The organism is Pseudomonas arcuscaelestis (assembly GCF_016881005.1).
GTDB classification, from domain to species: Bacteria; Pseudomonadota; Gammaproteobacteria; order Pseudomonadales; family Pseudomonadaceae; genus Aquipseudomonas; species Aquipseudomonas arcuscaelestis.
The window spans coordinates 30,384-50,290 of record NZ_JACOPV010000015.1; the positions used below are offsets into that span (position 1 = coordinate 30,384).

Sequence of the window (19,907 nt, forward strand, 5' to 3'; positions counted from 1 at the left end):
CAGCCCTGAATAATTGCCTGCTACTATTTCGCTTTTGCAGGGAGCTGCGCCATGACCCTCAAGGCATCCGTTTACATCGCCACCAGCCTCGATGGCTTTATTGCCCGTGAGAGCGGTGAGCTGGACTGGCTAATGGTCGCTACCACCTCCAGCGACGATCATGGCTACGCCGCTTACATGGCGTCGGTCGATACCCTGGTGATGGGCCGCAATACCTATGAAAAAGTCCTCACCTTTGGCGAGTGGCCGTATCCGCACAAGCGAGTGGTGGTGCTGAGCAGCACCTTGGGGGCGGCGCCAGGGGTTGAAGTTCATCCAGGGCCGATTGCCGACCTGGTGGAGCACCTGCGCGACACCGGCGCGAAAAGCCTGTACCTCGATGGTGGCCAGGTGGTGCAGAGTTTTTTGCGTGAGGGGCGGGTAGATGAGCTGACCATCACCCGCATTCCCGTATTGCTCGGCAACGGCATTCCGCTGTTTGGAGCACTGAGCAAAGATGTGGCGCTGCAGCACATGCGCAGCACCACCTTCGAGAACGGCTTTGTGCAGAGCACCTATCGAGTCATCAAATAGGGCTGCATGCAGCAGCCCCATCGCCGGCAAGGCCGGCGCCCACAGGTAGGTATCAGTGCAGCTTCAGGCGTGGCTCGGTGCCACGGCCAATGCGGCTACCCAACATCAGCATCAGGGTGCGGAAGGTGCCATACAGTGCCATCTGGTGCATGCGGTACAGCGACACATAGAACATCCGCGCCAACCACCCTTCAAGCATTACGCTGCCGGTCAAGTTGCCCATCAGGTTACCCACTGCCGAGAAGCGCGACAGCGATACCAGCGAGCCATAATCACGGTAAGCGTAGGTCGGCAAGGGTTTGCCCTCCAGGCGCGCCTTCAACGACTTGGCCAGCATCGATGCCTGTTGGTGAGCCGCCTGGGCCCGTGGCGGTACGTTGCGATCGCTACCCGGTTGCGGGCATGCCGCGCAGTCGCCGAAGGCAAAGATATCGTCATCCAGGGTTGTCTGCAGGGTAGGGCGAACCACGAGCTGATTGATCCGGTTAGTCTCCAGGCCATCGATATCCTTGAGAAAGCCCGGCGCCCTGATACCCGCCGCCCACACTTTGAGGCTGGCCGGAATTACATCACCATTGCTGGTTTTAAGCTCGGTCTCGGTAACTTCGCTGACCGACGCATTGGTCATGACGGTAACGCCGAGTTTTTCCAGCGTCTGGTGTACCGGCACACTGATACGTTCCGGCAACGCCGGCAGAACCCGCGGGCCTGCTTCGATCAAGGTGATGTGCATGTCCTTGGGCTGGATACGGTCCAGGCCATAGGCGGCCAGCTCGTGCGCGGCATGGTGCAGCTCGGCAGCCAGCTCAACACCGGTGGCACCAGCGCCAACAATAGCCACGCTGATGGTTTCATTCGCCTGATCCCCGGCATGGGCACGCAGGTAGTGGTTGAGCAGTTGCTGATGAAAACGTTCTGCCTGCTTGCGAGTATCCAGGAACAGGCAGTTCTGGGCGGCGCCAAGGGTACCGAAATCGTTGGTGTTACTGCCGACCGCGATCACCAGCGTGTCATAACCCAAGGTGCGTGCAGGCAGCAGCTCGCGGCCCTCTTCGTCGAGGGTTGCGGCGAGCTGGATTTGCTTGGTCTCGCGGTCCAGGCCACTCATGCGCCCGAGCTGGAACTGGAAATGATTCCACTTGGCCTGGGCCACGTAGTTCAGTTCGTCTTCCGAGGAGTTCAGCGAGCCGGCGGCTACTTCGTGCAGCAACGGCTTCCAGATGTGAGTCAGGTTGGCGTCGACCAGGGTAATGCTGGCGCTGCCCTTCTTGCCCAGGGTTTTACCCAGGCGGGTCGCCAGTTCCAGGCCGCCGGCGCCGCCGCCGACAATCACGATACGGTGAGTCATGGAGATATCTCATAAGGTTTACGGAATTCGGGTATTGAGTGATAGGCCGCGCAGGGCGGGCGTATTGGGCGAGCGCAAGGCAGCTCATAGCACCAGGGTACTCAAAAGGCGGCTCAACAGACCCAGGCCAATCGTCACCAGCACCACCATACAAAGGAGCAGCCAGGGCCTGAAAGGCTTGCGCTCGACTTGATGCTGGGGTGCTTGCAGGTATTGATCGACACGACGTTGGTCTTCGGGATTCAGGCGGCTGGTCATGAGGGCCTCGTCAGGTAGACGCTGGTGACTGATTGGAAGCTACAGGTTCACTGTAGTTGTTTGCACAGGACCCAGGGGGCAGCCACGCAGCAGCTTTATGACGAATGATTGCGCTTTGTATCACCGCCGCGCAATTTATGCCATTGCGCGTTGGCAGGGGGCCATCTCAAAGGCTGATACCTACGTCGAAAACAATGCTGCGGCCAAGGTTGCCGCGCAAAAAATCCGGCGCATCGGGATGAGCGAACAACACCCGGGCAAAGGTCGGCCCCACCAGCGAGAGTGAACGCCAGCCCTGGCGAAGGTATTCGGTGGGCGGTGGAAAGTGGCTGTTCAGATCGAGCACTTCGCGCTTGAGGCTGGCGAAAGCAATGATGTCCAGTTCGCTCAGATCCAGCCCACGCTCCTGATAGTTATGCGCCTTTTTGCGCAAAGTCGGCGCCAAACGCTGCAGTAATTCTTGCGCACTGATACGCCGTGGTCGCGCTTCGCGGCGCACCAACTGGCTCAAGGAAAAAGCACTGCGTCGCCGTTGCAGCTCCTCGCGCCACTCATCGTTGAGCCTTCGACCTTCATCGAGCACGAAAAAAACCTCGAACGCCGCATCGCGAAACAACACGTCGGGTGGCTCTTGCCCGGCGGGGCTGAAGTCTTCGCTACGGTAAGGAATGTTCAACCCTTGCAGCAGGCGTTGGCATACCCAACGCTCACGTTCCCACTTACGGGCATTGGACAAAAACGCATTGGCTTGTTCGGCCTGAATGGTTAGCAGGCGCAGGTAATCTGAGTCATCCATGAGGACAAGCTTAGCGTTCTATTGTGTCTTCATGAATAAAGTCTGTCGTAACCGGCCATCTTGGCAACCATTCACTATAAGGCCTGAAAGCGACGTCGAAACGCCGCTTGCTGGTTTCAGGGCGGGTCAGTGCACCGGTTCGACACGTTTTTTACCAAGCGCGGAGCCAGCGACGTGCTCCTCATCGGTGTCCACAATCGGCACCTCTTTACCTTCGCAGTCGTACAACTTGCCCTCGCGGAAAAAATCACCCTCGTTGAGACCGGCAATATCGCGATAGCGCAAGGTGCGCTCGCTGGCGGCGACGAATACCGACTGCTGGTCAGAGTTGCCGGCACGCAGGTGGTTGAACAACAGGTTGAGTAAAATGGCCATGATTGCGGCCGAGCTGATGCCCGAATGGAAGATAGTTTCGAACCACACCGGGAAGTGCTGATAGAAGCCAGGCGCGGCGATGGGAATCATGCCGAAACCAATCGAGGTGGCGACGATGATCAGGTTCATGTTGTTGCGATAGTCCACCTGCGCCAAGGTGCGAATGCCACTGGCTGCAACCGTACCGAACAGCACCAGCCCGGCGCCACCGAGCACAGCGGTGGGAACGGCGGCGACCAGTCGCCCCATTACCGGCAGCAAACCGAGGGTTACCAGAATCAACCCGGCCGACGCCACCACGTAACGGCTTTTCACACCGGTTACGGCCACCAGGCCAACGTTCTGTGCAAAGGCACTCTGGGTGAAGGAACCTACCAACGGCGCCAGGGCACTGGAAATCATGTCTGCCCGCAGGCCGTTTCCCAAGCGTTTCGAGTCGACCTTGGTGTCGATGATTTCGCCCACGGCGAGAATGTCTGCAGAGGTCTCGACCATGGTCACGATAATCACGATCAGCATCGACAAGATGGCGGCGATTTGAAATTGCGGCGCGCCAAAGTGCAGAACCTCGGGCATTGCTACCCACGGGCCTTGAAGCGCCTGGGAAAAGTCGGCCATGCCCAGGGTCATCGCGGCCAGCGTACCGATGACAATCGCAAGCAGGATCGACAGGCGCGAGATACTGGCACTGCCCAGCTTGCTCAACAGCAGCACGGTGACCAACGTGAATGCCGCCAGAGAAATATTCGCCGTGCTGCCAAAGTCTGCGGCCTGGCTGTTGCCGCCCATGGCCCAGCGCGCCGTGACCGGCATCAGCGTCAAGCCGATGGTAGTAATAACAATGCCCGTCACCAGCGGCGGAAAGAATTTGATGATGCGCGAAAACAGCGGCGTAATCAGCAGGCCGATCAACGACGACACGATCACCGCCCCGAATACCACCGACAAACCGCCCGTGCCGTCACCGCCAATAATCGTGACCATAGTCGCGACGCCGGCGAACGACACGCCCTGAACCAGCGGGAGACGACAGCCGAAGAAAGGAATACCCAGGGTTTGCAGCAACGTAGCCAAGCCACCGGCGAACAGCGAAGCAGCGATCAACAGGCCAACCTCGGCAGAGGAAAGGCCCGCCGCCTGACCGATGATCAACGGTACCGCAATGATTCCTCCATACATCGTCAGTACATGCTGCAGGCCGTAGGCCAGGTTTGCGCCCACGCCGAGGTTCTCATCTTCGGGACGAGTTGAAGCAGTAGAAGTCATGGTGAGTAGCTCGCTTTTGTTATTTTGATGCGTCTAACAGCACGGTTTCAGTCGCAGTCGATGGGTTGCGGGGTGAATCAATTGCAGTGGCCGAGCCGTTGCAGCCCATACGGAGCGCAACGGCTTGAGGGGTTACTCGCCGCTGACCAACTGACGGGCCAGCTGATTGTGGCGCTCCAGCACCAGCGGCAGGTCGACGGTGGTGATGCGTCCGTCCTTGACCACCACACGGCCGTTGATCACGCTGGTATCAACGTGCGTGGGGGTGCAGAACACCAGCGCCGCCAGCGGATCGTGAAGCGCGCCGGCATAGGCCAGGTGGCCCAGGTCGAAAGCGACGAAGTCGGCTACCATGCCAGGGCTCAGCGCACCGATATCATTACGGTTGAGGACCTTGGCACCGCCCAGGGTGGCGATCTCCAGCGCTTCGCGCGCGGTCATGGCATCGGGCCCGAAGCCGACGCGTTGCAGCAACAGGGCCTGGCGCACTTCACCGATCATGCTGGCGCCATCGTTGGAGGCCGAACCGTCGACGCCGAGGCCAACCGGCACGCCGTGGTCGCGCATCTTGCGAATTGGCGCGATACCCGAGGCCAGGCGCATGTTCGAGCATGGGCAGTGAGCTACACCGGTGCCGGTGCGGGCGAACAACTCAATACCGTGCTGGTCGAGCTGCACACAGTGAGCGTGCCATACATCGTGGCCGACCCAACCCAGGTCCTCGGCGTACTCGGCCGGGGTCATGCCGAATTTCTCGCGGCTGTAGGCGATGTCGTTGACGTTTTCCGCAAGGTGGGTGTGCATCGACACCCCGTAGTTACGCGCCAGCACCGCCGCTTCGCGCATCAGGTCACGGCTTACCGAAAACGGCGAGCAGGGCGCAACCACCACGCGCAGCATCGAACCATGGCTGGCATCGTGGTAATCCTCGATCAGGCGCTGCGACTCCTTGAGAATGTCGCTTTCTTTCTCTACCACCGAATCCGGCGGCAGACCGCCCTGGCTACGGCCAACGCTCATGCTGCCGCGCGCGGCGTGAAAGCGCATGCCAATTTCCTCGGCGGCATGAATGCTGTCGTCGAGCTTGCAGCCGTTGGGGTAGATATACAGGTGGTCGCTGGAGGTGGTGCAACCCGAGAGAATCAGCTCGGCCATCGCTGTTTGCGTCGACACCGCGATCATCTCCGGCGTCAGCCGTGCCCAGATCGGGTAGAGGTTGTTCAGCCAATTGAACAGCTCGCCGTCCTGGGCAGCCGGCACCACGCGAGTGAGGCTCTGGTACATGTGGTGGTGGGTGTTGACCAGGCCTGGAATGACCACTTTGCCGGTCATGTCCAAAATTACATCGGCGTGCTGCGGCAATTCGTCGCTTGGGCCGACCTGCTTGATGACGTTGTCTTCGATGAACATACCGCCGCGTTTGATTTCGCGGCGCTGGCCATCCATGGTCACCAGAAGTTCGGCGTTCTTGACCAGTAAAGTCTTGGGCATGGGGATTCCTCTCCTGTGTGGAGTCTGGTTTTCAGCTGGAATTTTAATCGGCACCCGATCTGCGACATGAGCAACGCTCGCGGTATCCGGTGCGGTGTCGAATCAGTGAATTGCCTGGCGCATCAGCAAATAATCGCCCGCTTGGGTATGGCCCTCGGTGGGGGCATCAACCAAGGGGTCGAAAAGGCGTTGGGCGGCGTTCTTGGCGAACGAGATAATGGCGAACCCATTGCTGATGCGATTACTGGAACTAGCATCGCAGTCAGTGGCGTGCGGCATTTGGGGGTGATGCTCGATAAGCTCGAGCTGCTGTGGGTGTTGCATGGCATTAACCGTCGCAATACGCAGCGGCGATTACCGATGTCGTAGGCGTCGAATAATGTAAGCAGAATTATTTGTTTTTGTATACATGAAATCACCCGTTGCCGTTGTGGCTATCACCGCACGGCTGCCCGTCAGGCTGCTGCGTAGCGGTGTAGACTCCCAGCAAAGACGTTGCTGAAGGCTTCATACCGTGATCGATGCTCAAGTGCTGTCGGACCTCAGCCTGACCCTGGGTTGGGTCGGCTATGGTGTATTGCTGCTGTGGGCGGTGGCGCGTACGGGCTGGGTGGAGCTGTTCACCGACAGCCGGCGCCAGCACTTGCTGTTCGGCGCAGTGTTCGCGTTATTTGCGCTGTGGCTGGTGCGCCGCGATTTCGACAACGGCGTGTCGTATCACTTCATTGGCTTGACCGCCGTCACCTTGCTGCTGGATTGGCCGTTGGCGATTGTGGCCGGATTGCTGGCCCAGGTCGGGCTCATTTTGATGGGCCGCCAGGACCTCGCCGCCATGGGCGTCAACGGCTTGCTGTTTATCGGCCTGCCGGTGCTGGTAACCGAGGTGTGCGCCATTTTGGTGGAGCGCGCGCAGCCGAAAAACCTCTTCGTGTACATCTTCTGTTCGGGATTTTTCGCCGCAGCCCTGGCGGCCCTGCTGTGCCTGCTGATCGGGCTGGGCCTGCTATGGATCGACGGGCGCTTTGTGATGCCGGAGTGGATCGAAGACTTTATCGGCTACCTGTGGCTGATCATTTTTCCCGAAGCCTTTATCAACGGCATGGTGGTCAGCGCACTGGTGGTGTTTTGCCCGGAGTGGCTGGAAACCTTCAACCGCACCCGCTACCTGCAAGCACCCTGGAAGGACGACGACCCCGGGCGTTGAATCAGTGGTGGGCGCGGGGGTCGAGTTCGCCGGAAAACAGCTCGTCTTCAGCGTCGGGTGCCACCGGAATTTTATGCTCTTCAGCCGCCCAGGCACCGAGGTCGATCAGCTTGCAGCGATCGGAACAGAAGGGCCGGAAGGTGCTGGCAGCGTTCCATTCAACTGGGGCGCCACAGGTCGGGCATTCAACGGATATCGGTTGGCTCATGCTTGGCCTCCTCGCAAAGTCAGGTAAAAGTTGTGCAGGCGGTCGACCTCCGAATGCAGCCAGCTCAGGTCGCGGTCATTGACCAGCACATCGTGGGCGTGGCGCAGCCGCTCTTCGCGGCTGGCCTGGGCCTTGAGAATGGCCTGCACCTGCTCGGGGCTGGTTTGATCGCGCAACAGCGTGCGCTGAACTTGCAGCTCCTGCGGCGCATCGATCACCAGCAAACGTTGGGTGCGCTGAAACTGGCCCGACTCCACCATCAGCGGCGAAACGAACACCGCATAAGGCGACTCAGCCTTGGCCAGGTAACTGAAAATCTCCTGACCAATCAACGGATGCAACAGGGCTTCCAGCCAGCGCCGTTGCTCCGGGTCGCTGAAAATCAGCTGGCGCAGCGCCGCGCGATCGAGTTGCCCATCTTCCAGCAACACACCCGGGCCGAAGCGCTCGACAATACTGGCCAACGCCGGACGCCCTGGCTCCACCACCCAGCGCGCAGCCTGATCGGCATCCACCAGGTGCACACCCAGTTCGACAAAGCGCTGGGCGGCAGCGCTCTTGCCGCTGCCGATGCCGCCTGTGAGGCCAAGAATCCACGGAGTGAAAGCAGCGGTGGTCATCACATTCCAAAGAGTTTCAGATAAGAAGTGGTTATTTGACCACCCCAGAGCAGTGCGATCCAGCCCGCGATGGCCAGATAAGGACCAAAGGGGATCGGCGTGCTGGCCTTCTCGCCATTGAAACGCAGCATAATCAGTCCGATCACCGCGCCCAGCACCGACGACAGCAGCAGCGTAAGCGGCAAAATCTGCCAGCCGCCCCAGGCGCCGATCAGTGCCAGTAACTTGAAATCGCCATAGCCCATGCCTTCCTTGCCGGTGATGATCTTGAACAGCCAGAACACCGACCACAGGCTCAAGTAGCCCACCACCGCACCCCACAAGGCATCTTCAAGCAGCACGAAAAGCTCGAACGCATTAACGATGAGCCCAAGCCACAGCAGCGGCAGCACCAGGGCATCGGGCAACAGTCGATGTTGCATGTCGATAAGGCTCATCGACAACAGCCCCCAACTGAACACCATCAACGCCAGCGCGGCAACGCTCACGCCCAGGTGCCAGGCGGCGAACACCGTCAACGCCGCACACAGCACCTCCACTAGCGGATAGCGAACACTGATGGCGCTGCGGCAACTGCTGCAGCGTCCGCGCAGCAGCAAATAACTCAGCAACGGAATATTTTCCCAGGCGCGAATGCGATGCCCGCAATGCGGACAGTGAGAGGCGGGCAGAATCAGATCGTAGCGCTCGGCCGGTTCTTCGCTGGGCAAGTCCAGCACCTCGCGTGCTTCTGCCTGCCACTGCTGCTGCAGCATGATCGGCAAGCGATGCACCAGCACATTGAGAAAACTGCCGACAATCAGCCCCAGAACCAGGGCAAGGCACAGATAAAACAGCGGCTGGCTGGCCAGCGTATCCATCAAGTCCATGTTCAGATCACACTACCCAACTGAAAGATTGGCAGGTACATGGCGATCACCAGGCTGCCCACCAGCACCCCGAGAATCAACACGATCATAGGTTCGAGCAGGCTGGCCAGGTAGTCGAGCGAGCGTTCGACCGCGCTTTCGTAATGGCTGGCGACCCTGGCGAGCATATCGTCCAGCGTACCGCCTGTCTCGCCAATGGCGCACATCTGTTGCATCAAGCGCGGAAACACCTCACTGCCCGCCATCGCCCCACTCAACGACTGCCCACCGGCCAGATGCTTGCGCAGGCGCAGCACCGCTTGCTCATACAACGGATTGCCACAGGCACCGGCCACCGGCCCCAACGCCTCCACCAATGGCACCCCGGCGGCAAACGACGTGGACAGCGTGCGCGCAAAACGCGCCAATGCCGCGTTGCTCAACAACGCCCCCAGCACCGGCAGCCTCAGCGCCAAGCGCAAACAGCCGAGACGAAACCCCGGTTGCCGCCTATAAGCCAGTCGCAGCCCCCACACCCCGGCGACCGCACACAGCAACAACCACCCCACGTAACGCCCCAACCAGTCAGACAAGGCGATTACACCCCGTGTAAACGCCGGCAGCTCGGCACCAAAACCACTGAACATCGCTTGAAACTGCGGCACCACCTCCAGCAACAACAAGCTGGAAACCCCCAGCCCCGTCAGCAGCACAATCAGTGGATAGGTCATGGCCTTTCTCAGCCGAGCGCCCATGGCCTGCCGTTGCTCCTGCAAGCAGGCAACGTGTTCGAGCACGCGCTCCAGGGTGCCGGACTGCTCGCCGGTGGCCACCAGATTGCAGTACAGCGCATCGAAGTAACGAGGATGTTTGCGCAAGGCATCCGCCAGATTGCTACCGGCGCCAATATCTGCTTTTAGCGCTCCTATCAGCGTGATCAGCGCCGCATTACTGCTGCTTTGGGCGATCACCTCAAGCGCCTGCAGCAGCGCCACACCCGAACACATCAAACTGGCAAGCTGGCGACTGAACTGGCACAACTCAGCAGTACCCAACGTACCGCTTCTGCGCCAAAGCCCAGCACGCACCCGCTCGACCCTTACCGGCCGAATACCGCGTTTACGTAACCCGGCGCGCAGCAGGGCAGGGCTGCGCTCGCGGCATTCACCGCTTACCTGCGCCCCTTGCGTCGTGGTGCCTTGCCAGTGGTAGCTATAGGTTTTTTCGGTCATCGCGACATCCTTGCTGCGTGGCCCGCACAAACCCCGAAACAGCTTCGAGACCGGCGCAGCGAGCAGAGCCGCCCGCTGCTCACTAGAGTAGTCGAGCCGGCATCAACGAATAACCGGCGCAGGGTGACAAAAGGTGTCTATTCGGGCCTACTGGCGCGTCTGTTGGCGGCCGGCCCTGAACGCCACCGACCGGAACTGAAATTGCGAGGAACAACGTCCATGAAAGGGCAACGCGGCATTACCTTGATCGAACTGATGATCGTCGTAGCAATCATCGGCATCCTGGCGACCATCGCCTTACCCATGTACACCAACCACCAGGTACGCACCAAAGCCACCGCTGCCCTGGTGGAAATCTCCGCCTTGAAAACCCCCTTTGACGTGCGCATCAACCAAGGCAAAGACATCACCGACGTAACCGCCCTGGGCGGCCAGGCCACCACCAGCAACTGCACCATCACCGCCACTGGCACCGCAGCCACAGGCGTGGGCAGCATCGTCTGCACCCTGGTCGACGCCCCGGCCACCGCCGCTGGTAAAACCCTCAGCCTGACCCGCTCGGCCGCGGGCTGGGCCTGCACCAGCACCCTGGAAGAAGACCTTGCTCCGGCTGGCTGCAAACCTGCAGAAAGCGCCGCACAGAAGTGATCAATACCTGTTATTAAACAGTGAATTGCGCAAGCGACCCGGCAGTGGTAGCGTTGGTGCCACGCCGGTGTAGCTCAGTCGGTAGAGCAGCGCACTCGTAACGCGAAGGTCGCAGGTTCGATTCCTGTCTCCGGCACCATGTACATTTCCGGGAAGGCCCAGCAGGTTCCGGAAACCCCATAGAAACCGCCACTTGGCGGTTTTCTTTTGTCCGGTACATTCCGAATTCTTCCGGTACATTCCATTCTTTTTTAGTACATTACCCAGCACATCCTAGATTCGAGTGCTCAGGTGATGTACTAAATGCCTATCACAGACACAGCGGCCAGGCAGGCCAAGCCCAAAGAAAAGCCATACACGCTCAAGGACGGGGACGGCCTGTTCCTGTACATCGCCGAAGGCGGTACCAAGTCTTGGCACTTCCGGTTCAGCTGGCACGGCAAGCAGGCGCGCATATCGCTGGGTACCTATCCAGAGATAGGCCTGCGCGATGCGAGGGAGCGCCGGGACGAGGCCAGGTCGCTGGTTGCCAAAGGGATTGACCCGCGAACCGAGCGCCGGCAAGCGAAGGCAGAAGCGGCAGTACATCAGGAAAATACCTTTGAGGCGGTGGCCAACCGCTGGCATGAGTTCAAGTTGCCGCGCTGGTCCGCAGCCCGCAAGGGCGCTGCAGTGCAGGCGCGCTTCTACCTGGACAAGGACCTGATCCCCGAACTGGGCAAGACGCCTATTGCCCAGATGAAGCGCGGCGATGTACTAGCGGCCATGCGCAGGGTCGAACGCCGCGGCGCCCTGAACTCTGCCCGCAAGTGCCGGTCCTGGCTCAACGAGATATTCCGGTACGGGATGGCCGAGGGTCTGCTCGACATGAACCCGGCGGCTGACCTGGACATCGTGGCCCAGCCTGAACCGCCAGTTCAGCACAACCCATACCTGCGGCGGGATGAACTGAAAGAGTTCTTGATCGTGCTGCGCGACTTCAAGTGCGCCGAGTACGTTCGGAGCGCCATCCGGCTGCTGTTGCTGACCGGCGTCCGGACAATAGAGCTCCGGAGCGCAACAGTTGATCAGTTCGACTTCGAGGATGGTTTGTGGTCAATCCCGGCCGGGATCGTCAAGCAATTACAAAAGAGGGTTCGAACGAAAAGCGGGGAGATTCCACCGTACCTGGTACCGCTTTCGCGGCAGGCCGTGGAAGAAGCAAAGCGTGTGCACCAGCTGACTGGCCGATATCGGCTGCTTATCGCGGGTCGTAATGACCCGCGTAAGCCGATAAGTGATGGCACTGTCAATTCAGCCGTTTCACGGATGGGGTACAAGGGGAGGCTTACCGGCCACGGAATCCGTGGAACGATCTCTACCGCCTTGAATGAGATGGGATACAACGAGAAGTGGATCGATGCTCAGCTCTCGCACATTGGCGATTCGTACAACCATGCTGAGTTCGTGGAGCAGCGCAGGGTGATGATGCAGGAATGGGCCGACTACCTGGACAGCCTGATGGTGGACTAGCCAGGGCGGGAAGCGCTGATGCGCTCCTTGACCCAGGCTTGCACCTCGGACTTGATCCAGGCCACAGCCTTGGGGCCCAGCTTCACCTGCCCTGGAAACTCCTTGGCCAGCATCCGCTCATAGATGGTGCTGGTGCCAAGGCCGGTGATGCGTCGAACCTCAGCGATCTTGATGAACTCAACGTCATCCGGGATTTTTGCAGCGTTCATAGGTGACCTCTCAGAAGATGTAACGGATGTGGTTGGTGTTGGTGCGTGGCAGCCTGGCCAGCACCGGTCCTTCGCTGAACTGTTCACCAGCCGGTGGTGGGTGCTGCTCATCGGCCTGCGTGATGCGTTGGTTTGTGGCGTAGATGGTGAGGACTACGCCGACGAGGAAGGCAAAGGCTGCCGATGTAATGCAGGCCCAGAAGACGGTGGCGGGGCTCATGGCTGCACATCCTCGGTCATGGATGAGTCGATAGATTCGTCAACATTCTCCTTGCGGAAGCGAATACCGGAAAACCATATAGGGACGCTTAGGTAGAAGGGATGGATTGACTGACTCTTATCTCGAAGCCAGCGGTAACGGCCGGCGTCCATGCGCAGGTTGTCGAGCTCTTCATCCCGCGCAGTAAGGTCGTCCTGCAGATGGACGCAGATTGCGCGCATCCTGTCGAAACGCTGCTTGATGACGTCGGCGAGGTGCATGCCCAGCTCATTGGCCACAGCATCCTTGCGTGCCCATTGGCACTTATCGACCCACTCATTGAAGGCTCGCTCTAGAGAAGGCTTGCGCTCCAGGGCGTCGCGGGCCTCCAAGAGTGCGTCACCAGCATCGCTGATCTCCCACAATGCCGGGCTGCGCTGAACTCTATTCATAAGCCCAAGCCTCACCAGAACATCGAGCCAATCCCGGCCAATATCGGTGCCTTGGCTGTCCTCGAAGCATGCCTGCGTGCGGCGCAGCTTCTTCAGCACCTTCTGAGCGAACGGCGGAAGCTCATCGCGCTCAACCGGCGCGCTAGCATCACGGCTCGGACCATGGATCTTGAAAGTAGTCCCTTCAGGAAGAAGGCCTTCTACAGTAATTCCTCCCCCCCAACTAAAATCAATGCGCCGCGCCATGTCCGATTCTGGCTCAACGTCTTCACTGACAATTCGGCATCCTAATAGGTCTCCGGTGATTGTCAGGCTCCAATTTTCACCACCATCTATTGGATTTTCCATTGGTCCGGACTTCACGGTAAACGGCACGCCACCTTCAGGCTGGCAAGTAACGCTTCCATGGATTTTGTTGAGATCGACCTCCATGAGCTGGGCTTGTTCTGGCACGATCGGCTCTGCGCTGGTGGATAGAGCGGCCTTGATATTTTTCATGAGGTCATGATCGAAGGTGAAGCCTTCTTCGTTCTCGATCACCTTTCGCAGCAGGGTTTCCTGCACGGCCAGCTTGGCGCACATCCGGCCCATGACTTCAAGCCGATCGGCATCTACGTCAAGCCATTGCCGCAGATTGCTTCGGAGCTGTTCAACCTCTCCAGGATCGGCGTGGGTGTAGAGCGGGCCAAGTTTTGCGATTTCATCGAGGCAGGCGTTCCAGCCGTCTGCCTTGGCATCCGTATGAGATAGACCCTGATGCACATGGTTCTTGCGCTCAGGCAGCGCCACCGGCTCGCCCTGGTGCTGGGCGGCTGGCTGGGCTTCATGCATTACCTGATAGAGCTCGGTCATTACGTCATATGCCCCGGCCCAGTTGGCTGTCACGTAGATGCCAAGCTCTGACTTGATCTGAGCCGCGCGTAGCATTTCCGGTGTAACCATGGCCTTGTCGTTATTGTTCATTGCCCTTCTCCTGCGCCCGCGCTTGGCGTTCGGCGCTGCATTTGGTGTGGTTGCCCTTGTTGCGGGGTTTGTTGCAGATGTCGCAGCGGCTCTTGCAGTCGAGCGGCTTCATCGGGCACCCGCGGATCACGGCCTTGCGGCGCAGGGCGGTCATTGCCCGTGCTCCAGTAGGAAATTGATCACGTCCAGAATCCCCGCGACGTGGCTTCCGGGCCTGCCGACCGCTGATCGCTTGAGCTGGTTGATAACCTGCGTGACGCCATTGGGGCTGGCCAAGGTGGCGCGCAAGGCATGCACCGTCTCGATGGCATCGGCCCTCGCTTGCTGGCGCATGTACTCGTTGATGGGACCGGTCGGTACCGGCATCGGCAGCTGCTTATCTGGTGTCGGCGCCGTCAAGGTGGAAAACACAGGCGCAGCTGTAGGGTGGCGGGCCCGGTCAAGGGCCGACTGGGCGATTGGGTTCATGGTGTTACCTCTGTGTGTCGAGATATGCGGCTATGAATTGCGTCGCCGCTTCAGCATTGATGGCGTTTCCGTAGGCGCGCAGTCGTCCCACTCGACCGGGAGCCCCATGAGCCAGCGGGAATGTGCCGGGTTCAACTGGCCGCCACTTTCCATCCCGGCAGTGGAGCCAGTCAGCATCTGCCCACATGCCGTTAACCGGGCCGCGCTGCTCAGCGAGTGACCGCGTTTCCCCCTGGCAATGCATCCCTGGCCGCCCGCTTGCTCGCTGTCCATAGCGGTCGGCGTCGGCCATCCGCTGATCACTGCAGCGTGATTCAAGGTGATGTTCGGCGTAGTGAAGTTCTCGCCCGGATGCCTGTTCGAGTCGCAGGCGGTCGGGCTTGGCCAGCCGGCCAGGGTGAAGACTTGTTCGCTCAGCGGTTTGCCCCTGGTCTGCTCCAATCGCTCTGCCAGAAACTCCGGCGAGCCCGAAGCGCTTATCCAGTCCCGCGCCGCTTGGCCGTCGCCTGTGCTGTCGCTGGCCTGTGGCGTTGGCCACCCAGTACGTTCTGTCTCGGATATGCGGCGCACCGACGCCCGCAGACGGGAACGCGATAGCCCCGAAGGCATAGTCCATGGCTTCCAGGTCAGCTTGTACAAGGTCGAGCCAAGACTCTGCGTCCTTGCTTGCAACCTGCTCTCCAAGGAGCTCTGGAGGCTTTCGCTCTTGGATGAGCCAATGAAAGTGCGGCCAGAGGTGCCGCTTGTCATCAAACCCATCTCCTTGGCCTGCCGAGGAGAAAGGTTGGCACGGACAGGAACCGGTCCAAACAGGTCGATCATCTGGCCAGCCGGCGCGACGAAGGGCATAGGACCAAACGCCGATACCGGCGAAGAAGTGGCATTGGGTGTATGGCTTGAGGTCATCTGGGTGTACGTCCTCGATTGATCGTTCATCGACGTCGCCGGGAGCAATGTGCCCCCCCCTGATCAGGTTGCGGAGCCATTGCGCGGTGTAAGGGTCAATCTCGTTGTAGTAGGCAATGGCTCCCATGATTCAGGCCGCCGACTGGTAGGCCTGGAGGGCGAAGTACACGCGGGCGCAGGCCTCTGCGTCCGGACGGGCGCGGTGCGCGTCGACCAGGTCTTCTCCGGTGAAGAACTTCAAAGCCTCGGACACGGTTGGCGTCTTGAAGCTGTTCTTGAAGTTGGTTGCCTTCATGGCATCGGTGGGCGGCAGCTGGCAGATCGGCTTGGACATGATCGCGGTGCAGTACTTGGCGCCGTCGCGGAAGTCCTCGGCGACCCAAGCATCTTTGAACCGCTTCAAGGCAATGCGCATGATGCGTGCGTCAAAGGATTCGTTGTGTGCGACCCGCAGGCCTGCACGGCGCTGGATGGCAAGAAAGCCCTCGATGGCCAGGGCTTCGGGAATGCCGTGCTCGAGCGCCATTTCGTTGGTGATGCCGTGGATTACCGATACTTCGTTCGGGATGTCCCAGCCATCCGGGCGAACCATGGCTTCGAAGCTGTCTACCAGCTCGCCCTCAGGTGTGTAGAGCAGGGCGCAGATGTCGACGATATGCGGCTGGCGCGGGTCGTCACTGGGCAGCTTCCAATGGGGAAAGCCGGTGGTTTCGGAGTCGTAAACGCAGATCAAATCGGACATGGAGGTTTCCTCAGGGCATGAAAAAGGCGCCTTACGGCGCCGGTTATGCATATTTCGCTGTGGATAAGTCAGGGTCAGGCGACAACTTCTTCCAGCGTGGCGCTGACCTTGTAGCTGTGGTCGAGCGCCGTCTCGCCTTCGGTTTCCACGGTGATGACCTGGTCATCGAGCAGACGCAGCAGGAGGGTGGTTGCTTGCTCGCTGCTGACTGCCAGACGGCTCTGCACCCAGTGGGCCTTGAAGGGCTTGCCGCTGGCCTTGAGCACGATCAGTTGCTTGGCATCGTCATAGTCGAAGTCGCCGAACTCCTTGCTTATTGCTACATCGCCAGTGGCTGGAGCGGTTTGGGGTGTCGGATCCAGGTCAACTGCCTGAGCTTCTGGCTCATCTTCCTGCATGGGCGTGTTGCGGCGGTCCCGATACATGGCCTCGGCGATGGCGCCGGCGCTCAGCGGCAGCTCGCGCTGATCACGCTCTGCCCGGATGCCGTCCTTGCCTTCGTTGTAGTCGTTCGGCGCAAGCACCATCATCACCAACTTGCCCGACAGGTCGACCAGCCCAGCCCGGTTCGGGTCCTGCGCATCCACTATGCCCGTGACCGTGATGCTCTTCTCTTTAAACTTGGAATCGGCCACCTTGAATGGGATCGTGCACACACTGCGCGAGCTGATAATGCCAACGGCTGTGGTGACGGCCTCTTCGGCCTGCTCAGTGATCCTGTCAATCACTTCCTGCTGATCTTCTTCGCTGAGCCGCCCAAACGGCGTTTTGGTGTTGCGCAACTCGAAAAGGGCCGCTCCTACGAGGTCATGTACCATCAGCTGATGAGCCAGCACCATAGGTTCAACGCCGTGCAGCTTGGCGCGTTCGATTGCTTCGCGGTGTTCTACTTTCATGAGGGTTCCTCAGTACTTGGCGATCTGTTCCAGCTTCTTCTGCTGGTGAACGCTCAAAAGGGTGCGCGGGCCGTGGCGCTTGAAGTGGGCCCGCAGGTTTTCGACGAACTCGTTTTCCCAAGCGCCGTCGGCATGAAGCTCGGCGGCGACAAGCAGGGATTGGAATTCTTCGACTCGGTCGTAAAGCTCTTCAACGGTTTGGCTGGCCATGGGCTGCGCTCCTGGTCAGGCAGCGGCTCGCTCTGCCTGAACTGCCTGGATGTGCTGGATAAGGGCGGCACAGATGAGTGGGAAGTCGCTGGCGCGGTACAGCTTGGCGCCGGCCTTCACCTCGGCTGGCAGGAAGCCAAGCGTGTGAAGGAAGTCAGCAGTAAGCGCGAAGCCCAAGCGGGCAACGATATCGCCCAACTTGATGCGCTGGCCGTCGTCGGTTGATTGCTGGACTGCTGGCGCTGCGCTGGTGATCGGCGTGGCAGTTGGGGCAGGGTCGACGGCCTGTTGCGTCACCGGTTTTTCCTGCACTGGCTCTTGAGCAGACTGCTGCGCGACTTGCTCTGCTGCCTGTTGCTTCCGCAGTTCTTCCTGTTGGCGTTGCTGTTCCGCTTTCTCATCTTGCTGACGCTTGAGCTCGGCCTGTTCCTTCTCATGCTCATCGATTCGAACCTTGATCAGCGCGACCAGGTCGTCATTGGCCTTGAGCACCAGCTCTTGGAAGTCGTGGAACAGGAACTTATGGTCCTTCGCCAGATCGTTCATGGTCGCCTGGTTGACGCGGATGCCGTCGGCTATCCGGCTGGCCTCGATCTTCGCCCGGGCCAGTTCGGCGTCGGCTGCTTCCTGGAGGCTGGAAACCGACTTCTTGCCTTTGATTGCGCCGGCGAAGTCAGCAGCAACGCGCGGCATACGAATGCGACCACCCAGGGTGCCGTCGATTTGGTCGATGTGCGCCTTCAAGGCCTTGGCCGCATCCATGACGATATCGGTACGGATGCTTTCCTTGCGTGCCCTGACCAGCGAAGTCAGCTCAAGTCGCTTGCGCCGGGTTTCCGCTGTGATGTCATCGATGGCCTTGAACAGCACGTCGATGCTTTCGGTCTGGCTCAAGGCGTGTTCCTTGGCTGCCTTGAGCTTGTCTTCGACCTCGCCGCACCACTTCACTGTGGCGTCGGCATCGGCAAAGTCCTTGTCGGTCGACAGCTCGGTGTTGATGTTGCCGATCACCGACAAGGCGTGAGCCTTGAAGGCGTCTAGGTTGCTGGCGGTGACCATGCCGGTGACATCGATGCGCAAGGCCGGCAGCTGATCTGGGGCAGCGCCGATGGCCTCGACCTTGGCTTCCTTCACTTCGAAGTTGCCCAGGTCTTCCTCGAACTGGGCCCAGCCGGCCAGCAGCTGTTCCCGGCGACCATCAACGGGCCGGTATTCCAGGTGCTCGAAGTTGGTGTTCGTGCCGTCCGAGCAAACGAAGATCACGCGTTCGGCGCCACTGACCAGCAGCTGCTGCTCCAACTGCCAGTAGTAGTGGGGTTGCAATTCGCCGGCGCGGATCTGCGCGACCACTCCCTGGTTCCACAGCTTGTGCTCGAAGAGCGTGTCACCCAGCATCGTGGCCCCGTCCATCGAGGCCAGCAGGTTCCCGCTGGTGCCGACGATGGGGTAAAGCTCTTCGCCGAGCATTTCCTCGACCAGAGGGCGTGCCAGCTCTTCGGTAGCGTGGCCACGGTCGAAGATGGCCTGTTGCTGGGGCGTGACCTCTTCGACGATGCCGGTTTTCTTCATGGCCAGCAGATCGGTGCGGGTCTGGTACTTCGAGGCGCCCATCATCGCGGGCGCCTCCGAAGCGGTGAAGTAGCTGGAGCGAAGGGCGTGCCACTCGGGCGTGCCTTGTTGGACGTTATGCACTTGCATCGGTGGCTTCTCCATCAATAGGGGCCAGGGCGTGGATACGCTCGACCTGCTCAGGGGTTACGGTGTATTTGCTCAGCAGGGTGCTAAGCAGGTGCTCAGGACTGGTGCGGTTGTTCGCGATCATTCCGCGCCACTTGTCCGCGTTCTCGTCCAGCTTGCTGTCGGGGTAGGGAGGAAGCTGCTTCACCTCATCAGCCTTGCGGGCATGCGCCTGGTTTAGCTCGCGTTCGGTCGGGATGTCCTGCACCTCCTCGGCGACCGCCATGCCACGCAGAACATCGGGGAACAGGTCGCGCAGGGCAAAAGCTCGAGCACGCATCTGCCGCATCCGCTTGGGGTACTGGCTCCAGGGGCCTTGCTTGCCAGCCAGGCCGGCCGCTTTCGCGTCAGTCATGCTGAACGTGCGCACCTGCTCTTCCTCGCCACGGCGCTTCACCCGGCAGGTGGCCGTCTCGCCGTCATCTGTCTCGACGACGTACTCACAGAGGGGCGAGCTGCGCACCAGGGCGATGACTGCGTCGCCCCACAGCGCAGGGCGTCCGTTGATGACGGCGATGCTTTGCATGGCTTGCATGGGTTGCAGGCCCAGCTCCATGCCCCACTGCACCGCCACCAAGATGTTGGCCGGCTTGCGCTGGAAGTCCTTGGGGACGATGTCGGAATTGGCCAGGTAGTCAGCGAACTTCAATGCTTCGTCGAGGTTCTGCGGGGCCAGGCTGAATGTCTGTTTGACTGCAAGATCGTTCATGAGCGGGGTTCCTATCGGGTAATGGCGTCAGCCAGCC

Annotated in this window: 25 protein-coding genes and 1 tRNA gene; 6 read left to right on the top strand and 20 right to left on the bottom strand. The window is 60.1% G+C overall.

Features of this window, described 5'->3' with window-relative positions; all coding sequences use genetic code 11:
* The first annotated feature begins 51 nt into the window (after positions 1–51).
* On the top strand, positions 52–573 hold the full coding sequence (locus H8F21_RS21960) for a dihydrofolate reductase family protein (RefSeq protein ID WP_203543641.1): 522 nt from the start codon (positions 52–54) through the stop codon (positions 571–573).
* A gap of 52 nt (positions 574–625) precedes the next feature.
* On the opposite strand, the gene H8F21_RS21965 is transcribed toward H8F21_RS21960, so the two are convergent.
* The 5 genes from H8F21_RS21965 to H8F21_RS21985 form a co-directional block, all read right to left on the bottom strand.
* Positions 626–1,921 carry an NAD(P)/FAD-dependent oxidoreductase gene (locus tag H8F21_RS21965; RefSeq protein WP_203479404.1) on the bottom strand — a complete coding sequence of 432 codons (1,296 nt, stop codon included), beginning with the start codon at positions 1,919–1,921 and terminating at the stop codon, positions 626–628.
* A gap of 84 nt (positions 1,922–2,005) precedes the next feature.
* On the bottom strand, positions 2,006–2,179 hold the full coding sequence (locus tag H8F21_RS21970; RefSeq protein WP_136474497.1) for a DUF3094 family protein: 174 nt from the start codon (positions 2,177–2,179) through the stop codon (positions 2,006–2,008).
* Between the two features lie 166 nt (positions 2,180–2,345).
* Entirely contained in the window at positions 2,346–2,975 is a 630-nt protein-coding gene (locus tag H8F21_RS21975) for a DUF1780 domain-containing protein (protein ID WP_136474498.1), read from the bottom strand.
* Positions 2,976–3,101: 126 nt separating this feature from the next.
* Positions 3,102–4,616 (bottom strand): nucleobase:cation symporter-2 family protein, encoded by a 1,515-nt coding sequence (locus H8F21_RS21980; protein WP_203585301.1) that lies wholly within the window; start codon positions 4,614–4,616, stop codon positions 3,102–3,104.
* Positions 4,617–4,748: 132 nt separating this feature from the next.
* Positions 4,749–6,107 carry an 8-oxoguanine deaminase gene (locus H8F21_RS21985; protein ID WP_203479406.1) on the bottom strand — a complete coding sequence of 453 codons (1,359 nt, stop codon included), beginning with the start codon at positions 6,105–6,107 and terminating at the stop codon, positions 4,749–4,751.
* Positions 6,108–6,173: 66 nt separating this feature from the next.
* Between H8F21_RS21985 and H8F21_RS21990 the strand changes: the two genes are divergently transcribed.
* Positions 6,174–6,476, top strand: coding sequence for a hypothetical protein (locus tag H8F21_RS21990; protein ID WP_203585302.1), 303 nt, complete (start codon positions 6,174–6,176; stop codon positions 6,474–6,476).
* 145 nt (positions 6,477–6,621) lie between these two features.
* The gene (locus H8F21_RS21995) at positions 6,622–7,311 is read left to right on the top strand and encodes an energy-coupling factor ABC transporter permease (RefSeq protein WP_203479408.1); all 690 of its coding nucleotides are present in this window, start codon (positions 6,622–6,624) and stop codon (positions 7,309–7,311) included.
* A 1-nt stretch (position 7,312) separates the two neighbouring features.
* Here H8F21_RS21995 and yacG read toward each other — a convergent pair whose 3' ends face one another.
* From yacG to H8F21_RS22015, 4 genes are read right to left on the bottom strand one after another with little or no spacing between them, the layout of a single operon-like run.
* Positions 7,313–7,519, bottom strand: a complete 207-nt coding sequence (yacG, locus tag H8F21_RS22000; protein WP_203479409.1) for a DNA gyrase inhibitor YacG — start codon at positions 7,517–7,519, stop codon at positions 7,313–7,315.
* Entirely contained in the window at positions 7,516–8,139 is a 624-nt protein-coding gene (coaE, locus tag H8F21_RS22005) for a dephospho-CoA kinase (RefSeq protein ID WP_203479410.1), read from the bottom strand. The genes yacG and coaE overlap by 4 nt, the downstream gene beginning before the upstream one ends.
* Positions 8,139–9,008, bottom strand: coding sequence for a prepilin peptidase (locus tag H8F21_RS22010; protein ID WP_203585303.1), 870 nt, complete (start codon positions 9,006–9,008; stop codon positions 8,139–8,141). The genes coaE and H8F21_RS22010 overlap by 1 nt, the downstream gene beginning before the upstream one ends.
* A 2-nt stretch (positions 9,009–9,010) precedes the next feature.
* On the bottom strand, positions 9,011–10,219 hold the full coding sequence (locus tag H8F21_RS22015) for a type II secretion system F family protein (RefSeq protein ID WP_203585304.1): 1,209 nt from the start codon (positions 10,217–10,219) through the stop codon (positions 9,011–9,013).
* A 219-nt stretch (positions 10,220–10,438) separates the two neighbouring features.
* On the opposite strand from H8F21_RS22015, the gene H8F21_RS22020 reads away from it, so the two are divergent.
* From H8F21_RS22020 to H8F21_RS22030, 3 genes are all read left to right on the top strand, one after another.
* Complete coding sequence (locus H8F21_RS22020) at positions 10,439–10,867, top strand: pilin (RefSeq protein ID WP_203585305.1); 429 nt, start codon at positions 10,439–10,441, stop codon at positions 10,865–10,867.
* A gap of 63 nt (positions 10,868–10,930) precedes the next feature.
* Positions 10,931–11,006: transfer RNA gene (locus tag H8F21_RS22025), tRNA-Thr, on the top strand.
* 164 nt (positions 11,007–11,170) lie between these two features.
* Positions 11,171–12,379 carry a tyrosine-type recombinase/integrase gene (locus H8F21_RS22030; RefSeq protein WP_203585306.1) on the top strand — a complete coding sequence of 403 codons (1,209 nt, stop codon included), beginning with the start codon at positions 11,171–11,173 and terminating at the stop codon, positions 12,377–12,379.
* On the opposite strand, the gene H8F21_RS22035 is transcribed toward H8F21_RS22030, so the two are convergent.
* From H8F21_RS22035 to H8F21_RS22085, 11 genes are all read right to left on the bottom strand, one after another.
* Entirely contained in the window at positions 12,376–12,588 is a 213-nt protein-coding gene (locus H8F21_RS22035) for a helix-turn-helix transcriptional regulator (RefSeq protein ID WP_136474509.1), read from the bottom strand. The two genes, H8F21_RS22030 and H8F21_RS22035, sit on opposite strands and share 4 nt — an antisense overlap.
* 10 nt (positions 12,589–12,598) lie before the next feature.
* Positions 12,599–12,808, bottom strand: a complete 210-nt coding sequence (locus tag H8F21_RS22040; RefSeq protein WP_203585307.1) for a hypothetical protein — start codon at positions 12,806–12,808, stop codon at positions 12,599–12,601.
* Positions 12,805–14,202 carry a hypothetical protein gene (locus H8F21_RS22045; RefSeq protein WP_203585308.1) on the bottom strand — a complete coding sequence of 466 codons (1,398 nt, stop codon included), beginning with the start codon at positions 14,200–14,202 and terminating at the stop codon, positions 12,805–12,807. The genes H8F21_RS22040 and H8F21_RS22045 overlap by 4 nt, the downstream gene beginning before the upstream one ends.
* Complete coding sequence (locus H8F21_RS22050; protein WP_203585389.1) at positions 14,192–14,356, bottom strand: hypothetical protein; 165 nt, start codon at positions 14,354–14,356, stop codon at positions 14,192–14,194. Before H8F21_RS22050 ends, H8F21_RS22045 begins: the two co-directional genes overlap by 11 nt.
* Positions 14,353–14,670, bottom strand: a complete 318-nt coding sequence (locus H8F21_RS22055; protein WP_203585309.1) for a hypothetical protein — start codon at positions 14,668–14,670, stop codon at positions 14,353–14,355. The genes H8F21_RS22050 and H8F21_RS22055 overlap by 4 nt, the downstream gene beginning before the upstream one ends.
* Positions 14,671–14,674: 4 nt before the next feature.
* Positions 14,675–15,703 carry a DNA cytosine methyltransferase gene (locus H8F21_RS22060; RefSeq protein ID WP_203585310.1) on the bottom strand — a complete coding sequence of 343 codons (1,029 nt, stop codon included), beginning with the start codon at positions 15,701–15,703 and terminating at the stop codon, positions 14,675–14,677.
* A gap of 3 nt (positions 15,704–15,706) precedes the next feature.
* The gene (locus H8F21_RS22065) at positions 15,707–16,318 is read right to left on the bottom strand and encodes a 3'-5' exonuclease (RefSeq protein ID WP_203585311.1); all 612 of its coding nucleotides are present in this window, start codon (positions 16,316–16,318) and stop codon (positions 15,707–15,709) included.
* Positions 16,319–16,392: 74 nt separating this feature from the next.
* Positions 16,393–17,214, bottom strand: a complete 822-nt coding sequence (locus tag H8F21_RS22070) for a DNA translocase FtsK (RefSeq protein WP_203585312.1) — start codon at positions 17,212–17,214, stop codon at positions 16,393–16,395.
* Between the two features lie 9 nt (positions 17,215–17,223).
* Positions 17,224–17,424, bottom strand: a complete 201-nt coding sequence (locus H8F21_RS22075; protein ID WP_203585313.1) for a hypothetical protein — start codon at positions 17,422–17,424, stop codon at positions 17,224–17,226.
* Positions 17,425–17,439: 15 nt separating this feature from the next.
* Entirely contained in the window at positions 17,440–19,122 is a 1,683-nt protein-coding gene (locus tag H8F21_RS22080) for a YqaJ viral recombinase family protein (RefSeq protein WP_203585314.1), read from the bottom strand.
* Positions 19,109–19,870 carry a recombinase RecT gene (locus tag H8F21_RS22085; protein ID WP_203585315.1) on the bottom strand — a complete coding sequence of 254 codons (762 nt, stop codon included), beginning with the start codon at positions 19,868–19,870 and terminating at the stop codon, positions 19,109–19,111. Before H8F21_RS22085 ends, H8F21_RS22080 begins: the two co-directional genes overlap by 14 nt.
* Positions 19,871–19,907: the final 37 nt, after the last annotated feature.